Annotated in this window: 13 protein-coding genes and 2 tRNA genes; all 15 read left to right on the top strand. The window is 45.9% G+C overall.

Annotated elements, in window-relative coordinates; translation table 11 throughout:
- The first annotated feature begins 66 nt into the window (after positions 1 to 66).
- The 15 genes from ACWJJ5_RS18905 to spoIIE all read left to right on the top strand — a co-directional run bounded on the left by ACWJJ5_RS18905 (position 67) and on the right by spoIIE (position 14,258).
- Positions 67 to 675 (top strand): 50S ribosomal protein L25/general stress protein Ctc, encoded by a 609-nt coding sequence (locus ACWJJ5_RS18905; protein WP_165409952.1) that lies wholly within the window; start codon positions 67 to 69, stop codon positions 673 to 675.
- An 84-nt stretch (positions 676 to 759) separates the two neighbouring features.
- Positions 760 to 1,326: an aminoacyl-tRNA hydrolase gene (gene pth, locus ACWJJ5_RS18910; RefSeq protein WP_004264652.1), complete on the top strand. Its 567-nt coding sequence runs from the start codon at positions 760 to 762 to the stop codon at positions 1,324 to 1,326.
- A gap of 61 nt (positions 1,327 to 1,387) precedes the next feature.
- On the top strand, positions 1,388 to 1,618 hold the full coding sequence (locus ACWJJ5_RS18915; protein ID WP_004264650.1) for an anti-sigma-F factor Fin family protein: 231 nt from the start codon (positions 1,388 to 1,390) through the stop codon (positions 1,616 to 1,618).
- Between the two features lie 69 nt (positions 1,619 to 1,687).
- Positions 1,688 to 5,221 carry a transcription-repair coupling factor gene (mfd, locus tag ACWJJ5_RS18920; RefSeq protein ID WP_278071487.1) on the top strand — a complete coding sequence of 1,178 codons (3,534 nt, stop codon included), beginning with the start codon at positions 1,688 to 1,690 and terminating at the stop codon, positions 5,219 to 5,221.
- A gap of 136 nt (positions 5,222 to 5,357) precedes the next feature.
- Positions 5,358 to 5,894, top strand: coding sequence for a stage V sporulation protein T (gene spoVT, locus ACWJJ5_RS18925; RefSeq protein ID WP_015416660.1), 537 nt, complete (start codon positions 5,358 to 5,360; stop codon positions 5,892 to 5,894).
- Positions 5,895 to 6,061: 167 nt separating this feature from the next.
- On the top strand, positions 6,062 to 7,642 hold the full coding sequence (locus tag ACWJJ5_RS18930) for a putative polysaccharide biosynthesis protein (RefSeq protein ID WP_176283085.1): 1,581 nt from the start codon (positions 6,062 to 6,064) through the stop codon (positions 7,640 to 7,642).
- On the top strand, positions 7,632 to 9,107 hold the full coding sequence (locus ACWJJ5_RS18935) for a bifunctional methyltransferase/pyrophosphohydrolase YabN (protein WP_077721690.1): 1,476 nt from the start codon (positions 7,632 to 7,634) through the stop codon (positions 9,105 to 9,107). Before ACWJJ5_RS18930 ends, ACWJJ5_RS18935 begins: the two co-directional genes overlap by 11 nt.
- Position 9,108: 1 nt before the next feature.
- A complete protein-coding gene (locus ACWJJ5_RS18940; RefSeq protein ID WP_004264639.1) occupies positions 9,109 to 9,369 on the top strand; it encodes an RNA-binding S4 domain-containing protein in 261 nt (86 codons plus the stop codon).
- 78 nt (positions 9,370 to 9,447) lie between these two features.
- The gene (gene yabP / locus ACWJJ5_RS18945; protein WP_004264638.1) at positions 9,448 to 9,750 is read left to right on the top strand and encodes a sporulation protein YabP; all 303 of its coding nucleotides are present in this window, start codon (positions 9,448 to 9,450) and stop codon (positions 9,748 to 9,750) included.
- Positions 9,747 to 10,382 carry a spore cortex biosynthesis protein YabQ gene (yabQ, locus tag ACWJJ5_RS18950; RefSeq protein WP_004264635.1) on the top strand — a complete coding sequence of 212 codons (636 nt, stop codon included), beginning with the start codon at positions 9,747 to 9,749 and terminating at the stop codon, positions 10,380 to 10,382. Before yabP ends, yabQ begins: the two co-directional genes overlap by 4 nt.
- Before the next feature lie 17 nt (positions 10,383 to 10,399).
- Positions 10,400 to 10,777, top strand: a complete 378-nt coding sequence (divIC, locus tag ACWJJ5_RS18955) for a cell division protein DivIC (RefSeq protein WP_016936533.1) — start codon at positions 10,400 to 10,402, stop codon at positions 10,775 to 10,777.
- An 80-nt stretch (positions 10,778 to 10,857) separates the two neighbouring features.
- A complete protein-coding gene (locus ACWJJ5_RS18960) occupies positions 10,858 to 11,244 on the top strand; it encodes a S1 domain-containing RNA-binding protein (RefSeq protein ID WP_004264630.1) in 387 nt (128 codons plus the stop codon).
- A 157-nt stretch (positions 11,245 to 11,401) separates the two neighbouring features.
- Positions 11,402 to 11,478, top strand: a tRNA-Met gene (locus ACWJJ5_RS18965).
- 9 nt (positions 11,479 to 11,487) lie between these two features.
- A tRNA-Glu gene (locus ACWJJ5_RS18970) sits at positions 11,488 to 11,559 on the top strand.
- A 209-nt stretch (positions 11,560 to 11,768) separates the two neighbouring features.
- Positions 11,769 to 14,258: a stage II sporulation protein E gene (spoIIE, locus tag ACWJJ5_RS18975; protein ID WP_454022614.1), complete on the top strand. Its 2,490-nt coding sequence runs from the start codon at positions 11,769 to 11,771 to the stop codon at positions 14,256 to 14,258.
- Position 14,259: the final 1 nt, after the last annotated feature.

The following is a 14,259-nucleotide window of genomic DNA, read 5'->3' on the forward strand; positions in this document are numbered from 1 at the left end:
AAATCCCAGTTATTGTGGGTATTGTTCTAATAGGACGATAAAACGATAATTAGGATGGTGCTGAATATGGCAACTTTAAAAGCAAATGAAAGAACAGATTTTAAACGTTCGACGCTTCGGAAAATCCGTCATTCAGGACATGTTCCAGGGATTATATACGGTAAAGAAATAACGAATACGCCTGTCTCTTTAGACAGTGTCGAATTGCTTAAAACATTGCGGGACGAAGGAAAAAACACGATTATCACAATTGATGTCAACGGAAATCAGCAATCGGTTATGGTGACTGATCTTCAGACAGACCCGCTCAAAAACGAATTGACGCACGCCGATTTTCAAGTCGTGAATATGAGTGAGGAGCTCGAGGCCGAGGTGCCGATTCAGCTGACGGGAGAGGCGCAAGGAGTCAAAGACGGAGGCGTTATCCAGCAGCCGCTGCATGAGCTTTCGATCAAGGCTAAGCCGAAGGACATCCCTCAGACAATCAATGTTGATATTTCCGGGCTTGAAATGAATGATGTGCTGACCATCGCAGATCTGACTGCTGACGGCAATTATACATTTACAAACGACCCGGAAGAAGTCGTGGCTTCCATCCTTCCTCCTAAGCAGGAAGCATTCGAAGAAGATGCAGAACCGTCTCCTGAGGAAGAGCCCGAAGGAGAAAATCAATAAGCGCTTTAAGACGTAACCCGCCCGAGGTTACGTCTTTTGTGCTAGAATGAGAAGAATTACAGCGATGTTGAGGGAGGATTTACGATGCTTGTGATTGCCGGTCTCGGTAACCCGGGAAAAACCTATGAGAACACGAGACATAATGTCGGCTTTATGGCCATTGACGAGCTTTCTAAAGAATGGAATATTGAACTGAATAAAACGAAATTCAACGGACTTTACGGAATGGGGTTTGTTTCCGGAAAAAAAGTTCTACTTGTTAAACCGCTTACATATATGAATTTATCAGGAGAATGTTTGCGGCCGCTGCTGGATTATTATGATGCCGATCATGAAGATCTGAAAGTCATATACGATGACCTTGATCTTCCGACGGGAAAAATCAGGCTTCGGACGAAGGGGAGCGCAGGGGGACATAACGGAATTAAATCGCTTATACAGCACCTCGGAACCCCTGAATTTGACCGGGTCAGAATCGGAATCGGCCGCCCCGTTAACGGAATGAAAGTCGTTGACTATGTACTGGGAGCTTTTACGAAGGAAGAAGCGCCGCATATCAATGATGCCGTCTCAAAAACCGTAAAAGCCTGCGAAGCTTCCTTAACGAAACCATTTTTAGAAGTCATGAACGAATTTAATGCAAATGTATAAGATAAATAATGGGAGACCATACTAGGGAAAAATGATTTTTTCACATCAGGAGGTCCAACGTATGGCTTTGCATTATTTCTGCCGCCACTGCGGCTTTAAGGTAGGGAGCCTGGAATATTCGACGGTGCCGACACAGTCACTTGGATTTCAGCACTTAACAAATGAGGAAAGAAACGATATGATTTCATATAAAGACAATGGAGATGTCCATGTTCTTACAATTTGTGAAGACTGCCAAGAGGCGCTGGAACGCAATCCGCACTACCATGAACACAACACATTTATTCAATAAGAAGCTTTGGTGTAGATTCTAGACCAAAGCGTTTTTCTGTTCTTGCAGAAAATAGAGAGGAGGGCCCATATGGACAACATTCAAACCTTTATTAAAGAAAGCGATGATTTTAAATCCATTGTCAACGGTTTACATGAGGGGCTGAAGGAACAGCTGCTTGCGGGTCTGTCAGGTTCCGCGCGTTCTGTTTTTACCTCCGCCCTTGCACAAGAAACGAAAAGGCCGATTTTCTTTATCACCCATAATTTATATCAGGCCCAAAAAGTGACGGAAGATCTGACGGCGCTTCTCGGGGATCAATCTGTTTTTTTATACCCCGTGAATGAATTGATTTCTTCAGAAATTGCGGTAGCGAGTCCTGAACTGCGCGCTCAGCGGCTTGATGTCATTAATAGATTAACAAACGGAGAAGCGCCGGTCGTTGTGGCGCCCGTTGCGGCAGTGAGAAGAATGCTTCCGCCGAAGGAGCTGTGGAAAAGCAGCCAGCTCGTCATTTCACTCGGAGACGATATAGAACCGGACCAGCTGTCCGCGCGCCTTGTAGAGGTGGGGTATGAGCGTTCCGATATGGTTTCTGCACCCGGTGAATTCAGTATTCGCGGCGGAATTATCGACATTTATCCGCTGACGTCGGAGCATCCGGTGCGAATTGAACTGTTTGATACGGAGGTCGATTCCATCAGAAGCTTCAATTCTGATGACCAGAGATCAATCGAGACGCTTAAACATGTGGCGATCGGACCGGCGAAGGAATTGATCATCAGGGCGGAAGAAAAAGCCCGGGCAATGGAAAGGCTCGATAAAGGGCTTGCCGACAGTCTGAAAAAGCTGAAGCAGGACAAACAAAAGGAAATGCTTCATATCAATATCTCACATGATAAAGAACGGTTATCAACGGGACAGACTGATCAGGAACTTGTGAAGTATCTCTCGTACTTTTACGAAAAACCTGCTAGTTTGCTAGATTATACACCGGAAGACACGTTGTTACTGTTAGACGAGGTCAGCCGCATTCATGAAATGGAGGATCAGCTGCAAAAAGAAGAGGCCGAATTTACGACAAGTCTGCTCGAGGAAGGGAAAATTCTGCATGACATTCATTTATCCTTCAGCTTTCAGGAGCTTATGAGCGAAAAGCGGCGCCCGGCTATTTATTATTCATTATTTTTGCGTCATGTCCAGCATACAAGCCCTCAGAATATCGTGAATGTGACAAGCCGGCAGATGCAGAGTTTTCACGGGCAGATGAATGTCCTCTCAGGTGAAATGGAGCGCTTTAAGAAATCAAACTTCACCGTCGTCTTTTTAGGCGCAAATAAGGACAGAACCGACAGATTGGCATCCGTGCTGGCTGATTACGAAATTGAAGCCGCGAAAACGGACAGCTCCAAAGCGCTTGTGCAAGGACAGGTCTATGTCATGGAAGGCGAGCTGCAATCCGGTTTTGAACTGCCGCTGATGAAGCTGGCCGTCATTACGGAGGAAGAGCTGTTCAAAAACCGAATTAAGAAAAAGCCGAGAAAGCAGAAGCTGACAAATGCCGAACGGATCAAAAGCTATTCCGAGCTTCAGGTCGGTGACTATGTCGTCCACGTCAACCACGGGATCGGTAAGTATTTGGGGATCGAAACACTAGAAATCAAAGGCATTCATAAAGATTACCTCAACATTCATTATCAGGGCAGCGATAAGCTGTACGTCCCTGTAGAACAAATCGATCAGGTGCAGAAGTACGTCGGCTCTGAAGGAAAAGAACCGAAGCTTTATAAACTGGGCGGCAGTGAATGGAAACGGGTGAAGAAAAAAGTTGAAAACTCCGTTCAGGATATTGCCGATGATCTGATTAAGCTTTATGCGGAACGGGAAGCAAGCAAAGGCTATGCGTTCTCGCCCGATCATGAAATGCAGCGGCAGTTCGAATCTGCTTTCCCTTATCAGGAAACAGAGGACCAGCTCCGTTCCATTCAGGAGATTAAAAAGGATATGGAAAGAGAGCGCCCGATGGACCGTTTGCTTTGCGGTGATGTGGGATACGGGAAGACGGAGGTAGCCATCCGAGCGGCCTTTAAAGCGATCGCAGACGGAAAGCAGGTCGCGCTTCTTGTGCCGACGACAATACTCGCGCAGCAGCATTATGAAACCATTATGGAGCGTTTTCAGGACTATCCGATTAACATCGGTCTTCTCAGCCGATTCAGAACGAGAAAAGAATCCAATGAAACGATTAAAGGCCTGAAAAACGGAACGGTAGACATCGTAATCGGAACCCACAGGCTCTTATCTAAAGACGTCGTCTATAAAGATCTCGGCTTGCTCATCATTGATGAAGAGCAGCGCTTCGGCGTAACGCATAAAGAAAAAATCAAACAGATCAAAGCCAATGTCGATGTGCTGACTCTTACAGCGACGCCGATTCCGCGTACGCTTCATATGTCCATGCTCGGTGTGCGGGACTTATCCGTTATTGAAACGCCGCCGGAAAACCGTTTCCCTGTTCAGACATATGTCGTGGAATACAACGGCGCGCTTGTACGAGAAGCTATCGAAAGAGAACTGGCGCGCGGAGGACAGGTATATTTCTTGTACAACCGCGTGGATGACATCGAGCGGAAGGCTGATGAAATTTCCATGCTTGTTCCCGATGCGAAAGTGGCATATGCCCACGGAAAAATGACTGAAAATGAATTGGAAAGCGTCATGCTCAATTTTCTGGAAGGGGAATCAGACGTCCTTGTCAGCACGACTATTATTGAGACAGGCGTAGATATACCAAATGTCAATACCTTGATTGTGTTCGACGGAGACAAAATGGGGCTGTCTCAGCTGTATCAGCTGAGAGGACGGGTCGGCCGTTCCAACCGCGTCGCTTACGCGTATTTTACGTACCGCAGAGACAAAGTGCTTACTGAGGTGGCGGAAAAACGGCTGCAGGCGATTAAAGAATTTACCGAGCTGGGATCAGGCTTTAAAATCGCCATGCGTGACTTGACGATCAGGGGAGCGGGGAACCTTCTCGGCGCCCAGCAGCACGGCTTTATCGACTCAGTCGGTTTTGACCTGTACTCGCAAATGCTCAAGGAAGCGATTGAAGAGCGGAAAGGCGATATTCCGAAAAGCGAACAGTTTGAGACAGAAATCGATATCGAGCTTGACGCGTATATTCCCGAAAACTATATACAAGACGGCAAGCAAAAAATCGACATGTATAAACGCTTCAGGTCAATCGCCACAATTGAGGAGAAAAATGAGCTCCAAGATGAAATCATTGACAGGTTCGGCAGCTACCCTAAAGAAGTTGAATGGCTGTTTACGGTTGCTGAGATGAAGGTATACGGAAAATATGAACGCGTCGAACTCATCAAGCAGGATAAAGACGCGATCAGATTTACCATTTCTGAAGAGGCCAGCGCACAGATTGACGGCCAGAAATTATTCGAACTCGGCAATAAATACGGCCGGCAGATCGGACTGGGAATGGAAGGGAAAAAGCTGAAAATCTCAGTACAGACGAAAGGCCGCAAAACGGAAGAGTGGCTGGAGACCGTTCTCGGCATGCTGAAAGGACTTCAGAATGTGAAGAAAGAAACAATCGCATCTTCATAAAAATTGTTACTCTCTGGTGTATATTACATTTGATGTGACGGATACTAATTTCAAGCGAGTGGCGGAAGCTACATAAAGTAAAGAGCTTTAGTACTTTCCCTTAAATATCATCACATGAAAGAGAGGCACCAGAGAGATGAAAGCTACAGGTATCGTACGTCGTATTGATGATCTAGGACGGGTCGTCATTCCTAAAGAAATTCGGAGAACACTGCGGATCAGGGAAGGAGACCCGCTTGAAATATTCGTTGACCGCGACGGAGAAGTTATATTGAAAAAATATTCTCCTATCAGTGAGCTTGGCGATTTTGCGAAAGAATATGCAGATGCATTGTATGACAGTCTCGGCCATTCCGTCTTGATTTGCGACCGTGACGCGTATATTGCCGTTTCGGGCAGTTCGAAAAAAGAATTTCTGAACAAATCCATCAGCGATTTGCTCGAAAAAACGATGGATCAGCGTAGCTCAGTGGTAGAAAACGACGTAAAGTCCGCGCAGCTTGTGAATGACGTTGATGAAGATATGAGCTCCTATACAATCGCTCCGATCGTGGCAAATGGCGATCCTATCGGTGCCGTGGTCATCTTTTCCAAGGAACAGGCGCTTGGAGAGGTAGAACATAAAGCGGTAGAAACGGCAGCCAGTTTTTTGGCGAGACAAATGGAGCAGTAGGTCTTATTACCATTATTGAAATAAGAAACGGAGAAAGAGCAGCTCTTATACAAGTGCTGTTCTTTTTCATATTCATATGTGCTCTCTATCGGTTCGGCCGTTAGGATTGTGATATAATAAGCTCGTTTTATAGACGTAATTTTCTAGCGGCTGGAAGGAGCTTTTGGATGAACGATTCAGTTGGCGCCAAGCGGCAATCGGCATGGAAAGGTGCTTTTGTGCTCGTCGTTGCGGGTATCGTGACGAAGATATTAAGCGCCGTGTACAGGGTTCCTTTTCAGAATATTGTCGGTGACGTCGGATTTTACATTTATCAGCAGGTGTATCCGTTTTTAGGGATCGCGGTCATGCTGTCAACATCCGGTTTTCCGGTGATCATCTCAAAATTAATGAACGATTATAGCGATCATAAACAAAAAATAATGAAAATTTCCGCCCTTTATGTCACGGCGGCCGGACTTGTTCTGTTTGCGCTCATGTATGCCGGCGCGGCGCCGTTGGCCGGTTTTATGGGTGACGCCCGCCTTGTGATGCTGATAAGGGTCGCGGCGTTCGCTTTCATACTGTTTCCGTTTACGGCGGTTATCCGGGGGTATTTCCAAGGCGTGCATGATATGATGCCGTCAGCCTTATCCCAGATTACGGAACAGTTTCTTCGGGTGGCGGTGCTTCTCGGTTTATCCTTCTGGCTTTTGAAAAGCGGCCGTTCATTATACGCGGCGGGTGCGGGGGCGGTCTCGGGATCAATAGCCGGGAGCTTTGCGGCCCTTTGTGTATTGGCTGTTTTCTGGTATAAGCGGGAAGAAACAAAGAAAGACGGCGGACATATCAAAACGGCCGTCATTGTAAAAAAGCTGCTGCTTTATTCAGTCACCATCTGTATCAGCAGTGTACTCATGCTTTTGATTCAGCTTGTAGACGCCTTGAACTTATATTCACTGCTTTCAGACGGGACGGAGAGCCATGCCGCGAAACAGCTGAAAGGCATATATGACCGCGGACAGCCGCTCCTTCAGCTGGGAACCGTGTTTGCCGTCAGTATCGCCGCATCTCTTGTTCCTTCCATTTCAAAAGCGGTGCATGGGAACAAGCCGTTTATCATAAAAGAGAAAGCGACATCAGCCGTCAAGCTCTGCCTTGCGGTAGGGATCGGCGCATCGGCCGGGCTTTTTTGCATTTTAGAACCGGTGAATATCATGCTTTTCCAAAACAGTGAGGGGACGCAGACCTTACAAATATTCAGCTTATCTATCTTTTTTGCCTCAATTGCGCTTACGGCAGCCGCGATTCTGCAAGGAGCGGGACATACGGTTTTCCCCGCCGTATCCGTTTTGGCGGGAGGGGCGCTGAAATGGGTGCTGAATGTTTGGCTGGTCCCCGGCTGGGGTATTACAGGAGCGGCACTGGCGACCGTCTTGGCATTTGCCGCAGTTGCGTGCCTGAATCTCCGGAGAATTTGGTCGAAGGGATGGCTGACGAATATCGGAGGCGTGATTGCCCGTCTGTGCTGGTGCAGTCTGCTGATGGTCTTCTTTTTGCTCGTATATATGAAGCTTTGGCAGTTATTTGTTCCTGTCAGCAGGGTCGGAGCTGTATGTGAGAGTCTGTCTGCGTCAATCATCGGAGGGCTATTGTTTATTTATTGTATGATAAGAATGAAGATTTTCACGGACGAAGAGCTGAGCGGCCTTCCTTTTGGCAGTGCTTTAAGCAAATTGAAAAAGAGGAGAGAAAAACATGGCAGGTAATATTACGGTCGTCGGCCTCGGCGCCGGAGACATGGATCAGTTGACAGTGGGCGTACATAAGCTGCTGACTCAGGCGAAGCATTTATATATAAGAACGAAAGACCACCCTTTGATTTCGGAATTAGAGCAAGAGACGGAAGCGGACATCCGGTATTTTGATGATATTTATGAAAAACATGATCAGTTTGAAGCAGTCTATGAAGAGATCACGGACATTCTGTTTGAAAAAGCGAAGCAAGAAGATGTCGTCTACGCTGTACCCGGGCATCCGTTTGTCGCTGAGAAAACCGTTCAGCTGTTATTTGAACGCCGGGAAGAACAACAGATAGCTGTTCATACTGCCGGAGGGCAAAGCTTTCTGGATGCCACTTTTAATGCATTGCGAATTGATCCGATTGAAGGGTTTCAATTTACGGATGCGCAAACAATGACGCCGGATGAGCTCGAACTCCGCCATCACCTGATCATCTGCCAGGTTTATGACCAAATGACGGCCTCTGAGGTGAAGCTGACGCTCATGGAGAAATTGCCTGACGACTATGAAGTGGTCATCGTTACGGCAGCCGGGAGCCAGGGAGAAAAGATGACCAAGGTGCCTTTGTTTGAACTTGACCGCAATGTAGAAATAAATAACTTAACAAGCGTGTATGTTCCGCCGATTAAAAAAGAAGAACTCCTTTACCAGGAATTTTCTGCATTCCGAAGTATTATTCGCGAGCTTCGCGGGCCGAACGGCTGTCCGTGGGATCAAAAGCAGACACACCAGTCATTAAAGAAATATATGATTGAGGAATGCTACGAACTGCTTGAGGCCATTGACGAAGAGGACACGGATCACATGATAGAAGAACTCGGGGACGTCATGCTTCAGGTTATGCTGCACGCCCAGATCGGAGAAGACGAGGGGTATTTCTCAATTGATGATGTCATCAGAGACATCAGTGCGAAGATGGTCAGACGGCACCCGCATGTGTTTAAGGATGTTAAGGTTCAGGATGAACATGATGTCGTCGCCAACTGGGAAGAAATCAAAAAGGCGGAAAAGCAAACAACATCCTCTTCATTGCTGGATGCCGTACCGAAAACCCTGCCTTCTCTTGCGAAAGCCGCCAAGCTTCAGAAAAAAGCCGCAAAAACCGGCTTTGACTGGGATAACGTTCAGGACATATGGGATAAAGTAAATGAAGAGCTGAAGGAATTTTCTGCAGAGGCTTCCGCCGAATCAGCAGATGAAATCAGCTTAAAAGCTGAATTCGGCGATGTTTTATTTGCATTGGTCAATATCGGCCGATACTATAAAATTGAGCCTGAGGAAGCGCTCGCCATGACAAATGACAAATTCCGCAGACGCTTTGCTTATATTGAGAAAGAAGCGGCAGCAAAGGGCCTTGAATTGACCGCAATGTCACTTGAGGAAATGGACAAATTGTGGGATGAAGCAAAAGAAATGGAGAGGAGATTCTGATATGAGACTTGATAAGTTTTTAAAAGTATCCAGATTAATTAAACGCCGCACATTGGCGAAAGAGGTCGCCGATCAAGGGAGAATCACCGTTAACGGGAATCAGGCGAAAGCCAGCTCAGACGTAAAAGCCGGTGATGAACTGAAGGTCCGCTTCGGGCAGAAGCTTGTCACCGTGAAGGTAAATGAATTGAAAGAAACAACGAAAAAAGAAGAAGCCGCGGGCATGTATACAATCGTCAAAGAAGAAAAACTCGGCGAATAGGCTTGTTCTAAACAAGGCTCCCGCCTCATACAATGCAGTAATAATGCTAAAAGTATCGAGGATATGGGGGCTGAATAGATGAATTCATATTATGAGCAAAAAGGTTCTTCTTCTGTTCCGGAACAGCATGATGTAACGATGAAAGGGAGAAAGCATTTAGACATTTCGGGCGTCAAGCATGTGGAAAGTTTTGATAACGAAGAGTTTTTGCTGGAAACGGTTATGGGAATGCTTTCCGTCAGAGGCGAGAACCTGCAGATGAAAAACCTTGATGTGGAAAAAGGGATTGTATCTATAAAAGGCAGGGTGTTTGACCTTGTATATCTAGACGAGCAGCAAGGGGATAAAGCTAAAGGGTTTTTTAGCAAGTTGTTTAAATGACGCTGACGACCCAATTTTATACGATGCTGGCAATGACCGGTATGGGCGCCTGGCTCGGAGCGTCGCTTGATACATACAGGCTGTTTGTCAGCCGCGCCAAAACGGCCAGATGGCTGTTATTCATTCATGACATTCTCTTTTGGATTGTACAAGGTCTGCTGTTTTTCTATGTGCTGCTCAACGTGAATGAAGGAGAACTCAGGGTATACATTTTCTTGGCTGTCTTACTGGGTATTGCGACGTACCAAAGCCTGTTTAAACGAATGTATATAAAAATACTGAAATTTGCCATTCATCTTGCGGTGTCTCTTTACCAATTCGCAAAAAAGCTCATTCAGCACGTGCTGTTCCGTCCGGTGCTTCTGCTCTTTAAGCTGCTCATCGGGCTGATCACGGTTATTTCTTTATACTCCTATCGGGTGAGTGCCTTTTTTGCGAAGTGTCTTTTTAAGATCGTAGCGTTTTTGCTGTATCCGCTGTTTTTCCTGTTGAAACAATTATTGAAACTTCTTCCTGAAAAGTGGCGTCTTACTTTCAAACGATATTTTCAAAAAAGTGCAGGATTTTTACAAAAGAGCAAGAAACTAATCATAACAATCAGATCGACCATGATACGTATTTTGAAAAGGTGAAAGGAGGACCGTCTGGTTTGAATCTATCTAGAGAACGTACAATAACTGAAATTCAAAACGACTATAAAGAGCAGGTTGAACGGCAATCCCAGCTTATGAAAAGAAGGCGGAAAGGGCTTTTCAGACGGTTGATCGTATTCGGCGCCCTTGTGTTGTTGACGGCTATTGTCTTAGCGGGTTCTCTGTGGTCACAGACCTCTTCCCTTAGCGCAAACGAAGAAAAAAAGGCTCAGCTGGAAAAACAAGTAAAAGAATTGGATGCGAAACAGGCTGATTTAAAAGATGAAATTTCCAAATTAAAGGATGAGGATTACGTCACAGAGCTTGCCAGAAGAGACTTGTTTATGTCAGGAAATGGTGAGATTCTCTTTAATGTAGAAAAGAAGAGCAAGTAGCCTTGTTGACACTTAAATTTTTATTTAGGTATAATTAAACAAACGATCTTTTTATAAGCCTAAGGAGGAGCACTTTTTTTATGTCGATTGAAGTTGGCAGCAAGTTGCAAGGGAAAATAACAGGTATTACAAATTTCGGAGCATTTGTTGAATTGCCTGGAGGCTCAACCGGTCTCGTTCATATCAGTGAGGTAGCCGATAATTATGTAAAAGACATTAACGAGCATTTAAAAGTCGGCGATCAAGTTGAAGTGAAAGTCATCAACGTTGAAAAAGACGGGAAAATTGGTTTATCAATTAAAAAAGCTAAAGACCGTCCGCAAGCCAGACCTAGAAATGATTTCCGTCCGAAAGAATCTTTTGAACAGAAAATGAACAAGTTTCTTAAAGATAGCGAAGACCGCTTATCATCTTTAAAACGAAACACGGAATCAAAACGTGGAGGGCGCGGAGCAAGAAGAGGATAACTTGCTGCTTTCTATAAATACATGGAGCATCCGTCTATCCCAGCGGGTGCTTTTTTTGTATGCGCCTTTATAGTCAGAAAATTAAAACTTTGAAGTTTCTGTTGACGGAATGAAGAAACCTTTGTATTATATAACTTGTGCTTATAAGCACCTATATGGCGGTGTAGCTCAGCTGGCTAGAGCGTACGGTTCATACCCGTGAGGTCGGGGGTTCGATCCCCTCCGCCGCTACCATATATATCTGGCCCGTTGGTCAAGCGGTTAAGACACCGCCCTTTCACGGCGGTAACACGGGTTCGAATCCCGTACGGGTCATCAAGCGAATCGGCTTCTGTTGCAGAAGCCGATTTTTTCATATTTAGACAACTTTTTGAGAAATGTCGGAGGAAATACGAAAGGAAAGGGGAACAAGGGAGAAAGCGTCGAAGAGTTCTTTGGAATTGTTACCTTCTTTTGACAAAATCCTATCTGGGCTTTCATTTATAATGACAAGCAACGAATAAAACAGGTGGGGGATGAGAGCAATGGAAAAAGCGGAAAGAAGAGTGAACGGGCCGATGGCGGGACAAGCTCTGGAAAAACTGCAATCGTTTTTTGAAAAGGCGGCAAAGCTTACAGTCCATCAAGCGCATTCACTTTTTTTCTATAAGGGTTTCATTTATGTCGTGATCGGTTTTTTACTTGGACGGGCTTTCATATTATCTGAGGTTCTTCCGTTTGCACTGCCGTTTTTCGGAGCGATGCTTTTGATCAGAAGAGATAAAGCCTTCTATGCTTGTCTGTCTTTGCTTGCGGGCGCTTTAACCATTTCGCCGAAACACTCTTTATTGATTCTCACAGCTTTGGCCGTCTTCACTCTATTTTCAAAAATCGGTACATATATCGTGCAGGACCGGGTGAAGATGCTGCCGATCGTGGTGTTTTTCTCAATGGCTGCCGCGAGAATCGGATTTGTTTATTTTGAAAGCGGCGCTTTTACAACCTATGATTATGTGATGGCTGTTGTCGAGGCGGGCCTGGCCTTTATTTTGACGCTGATCTTTTTACAAAGCCTGCCGATTTTCACGATCAAAAAAGTGAAGCAATCGTTAAAAATAGAAGAAATCATCTGTTTTATGATCTTGATCGCATCTGTTTTAACCGGGCTTGCCGGTGTTTCATTTCAGGGAATGCAGGCTGAGCATATCCTGGCCCGCTATGTCGTGCTGAGTTTTTCCTTTGTCGGCGGGGCAAGCATCGGCTGTACGGTCGGTGTTGTGACCGGACTGATCCTCGGGCTTGCGAATATCGGGAATCTCTATCAAATGAGTCTGCTTGCGTTTTCCGGGCTTCTTGGCGGGCTGCTGAAAGAAGGAAAGAAAGCCGGCGCCGCAGTCGGATTGGTGATCGGCTCACTGCTGATTTCATTATATGGAGAAGGGTCTGCCGGATTAATGACCACTCTTTATGAATCTTTGATTGCCGTTGTTTTGTTTTTGATTACGCCCCAATCGATTACGAAAAAGGTGGCGCGATACATACCGGGCACTGCTGAGCACAGTCAGGAACAGCAGCAGTATGCGAGGAAAATCAGAGATGTCACCGCCCAGAAAGTAGACCAGTTCTCCAATGTGTTTCATGCCTTGTCGGAGAGCTTCGCCACCTTTCATCAGACGTCTTCCGATGAGCAGGCGGAAGAAGGGGAAGTGGATCTCTTTTTAAGCAAAATCACCGAGCATTCCTGCCAATCCTGCTATAAGAAAAGCAAATGCTGGGTTCAAAACTTTGATAAAACATATGACTTAATGAAACAAGTTATGCATGAAACAGAAGAAAAGCAGTATGCCTCAAACCGCAGATTGAAAAAAGAGTTTCAACAGCACTGTTCCAAATCCAGACAGGTGGAAGAGCTGATTGAGGACGAACTTGCCCACCATCACGCTCATCTGACACTGAAGAGAAAAGTTCAGGACAGCAGGAGGCTTGTTGCCGAGCAGCTGTTGGGGGTTTCTGAGGTCATGGCGGACTTTTCTCGGGAAATAAAACGGGAGAGGGAGCAGCATTTTATTCAGGAAGAACAAATGATAGAGGCGCTTCAGCATTTCGGAATCGAGATTCAGCATGTCGAGATATACAGCTTGGAGCAGGGCAATATTGATATCGAAATGACAATCCCGTTCAGCGGAGGACACGGCGAGAGTGAGAAAATCATCGCCCCGATGCTGTCTGACATTCTTGAGGAGCAGATACTTGTCAAAAGCGAACAGCACTCGGCTCATCCGAATGGCTACAGCCATGTTGCGTTCGGTTCGACCAAATCGTACCGGGTATCGACAGGCGCAGCTCATGCGGCAAAAGGCGGCGGTCTTGTCTCCGGCGACAGCTACAGCATGATGGAACTGGGGGCGAGAAAGTATGCGGCCGCGATCAGTGACGGCATGGGCAATGGGGCGAGGGCCCATTATGAGAGCAACGAAACGATTAAGCTGCTCGAAAAAATTCTCGAATCAGGTATTGATGAAAAAATAGCGATCAAAACGATCAACAGTATTCTGTCTTTACGGACGACAGATGAAATCTACTCAACTCTCGATCTTTCTATCATTGATCTTCAGGATGCAAGCTGCAAATTCTTGAAGGTCGGTTCAACGCCGAGTTTTATCAAGCGGGGAGATCAAGTCATAAAAGTGCAGGCCAGCAATCTGCCGATCGGTATCATCAATGAATTTGATGTGGAGGTTGTAAGTGAACAGTTAAAAGCGGGAGATCTGCTCGTCATGATGAGTGACGGTATTTTTGAAGGACCGAAGCACGTTGAAAACCATGACCTGTGGATGAAACGGAAAATGAAAGGGCTGAAAACCGAAGATCCGCAGGAAATCGCTGATATATTAATGGAAGAGGTCATCAGAACGCGTTCCGGCCAAATCGAAGACGATATGACGGTGGTTGTTGTCCGGATTGATCACAACACGCCGAAATGGGCTTCCATACCGGTGCCGGCGGTATTCCAAAATAAAAAGGAGATTTCTTAAT

The sequence above is a fragment of the Bacillus sp. JK74 genome (assembly GCF_053663395.1).

Bases quoted from the DNA above. Each gene is read 5' to 3' on its own strand.
- ACWJJ5_RS18960 (WP_004264630.1), top strand. From the start codon at position 10,858: ATGTCGATTGAAGTTGGCAGCAAGTTGCAAGGGAAAATAACAGGTATT.
- spoIIE (WP_454022614.1), top strand. From the start codon at position 11,769: ATGGAAAAAGCGGAAAGAAGAGTGAACGGGCCGATGGCGGGACAAGCT.
- yabQ (WP_004264635.1), top strand. From the start codon at position 9,747: ATGACGCTGACGACCCAATTTTATACGATGCTGGCAATGACCGGTATG.
- ACWJJ5_RS18930 (WP_176283085.1), top strand. From the start codon at position 6,062: ATGAACGATTCAGTTGGCGCCAAGCGGCAATCGGCATGGAAAGGTGCT.
- mfd (WP_278071487.1), top strand. From the start codon at position 1,688: ATGGACAACATTCAAACCTTTATTAAAGAAAGCGATGATTTTAAATCC.
- ACWJJ5_RS18935 (WP_077721690.1), top strand. From the start codon at position 7,632: ATGGCAGGTAATATTACGGTCGTCGGCCTCGGCGCCGGAGACATGGAT.
- ACWJJ5_RS18915 (WP_004264650.1), top strand. From the start codon at position 1,388: ATGGCTTTGCATTATTTCTGCCGCCACTGCGGCTTTAAGGTAGGGAGC.
- spoVT (WP_015416660.1), top strand. From the start codon at position 5,358: ATGAAAGCTACAGGTATCGTACGTCGTATTGATGATCTAGGACGGGTC.
- pth (WP_004264652.1), top strand. From the start codon at position 760: ATGCTTGTGATTGCCGGTCTCGGTAACCCGGGAAAAACCTATGAGAAC.
- yabP (WP_004264638.1), top strand. From the start codon at position 9,448: ATGAATTCATATTATGAGCAAAAAGGTTCTTCTTCTGTTCCGGAACAG.
- ACWJJ5_RS18905 (WP_165409952.1), top strand. From the start codon at position 67: ATGGCAACTTTAAAAGCAAATGAAAGAACAGATTTTAAACGTTCGACG.
- ACWJJ5_RS18940 (WP_004264639.1), top strand. From the start codon at position 9,109: ATGAGACTTGATAAGTTTTTAAAAGTATCCAGATTAATTAAACGCCGC.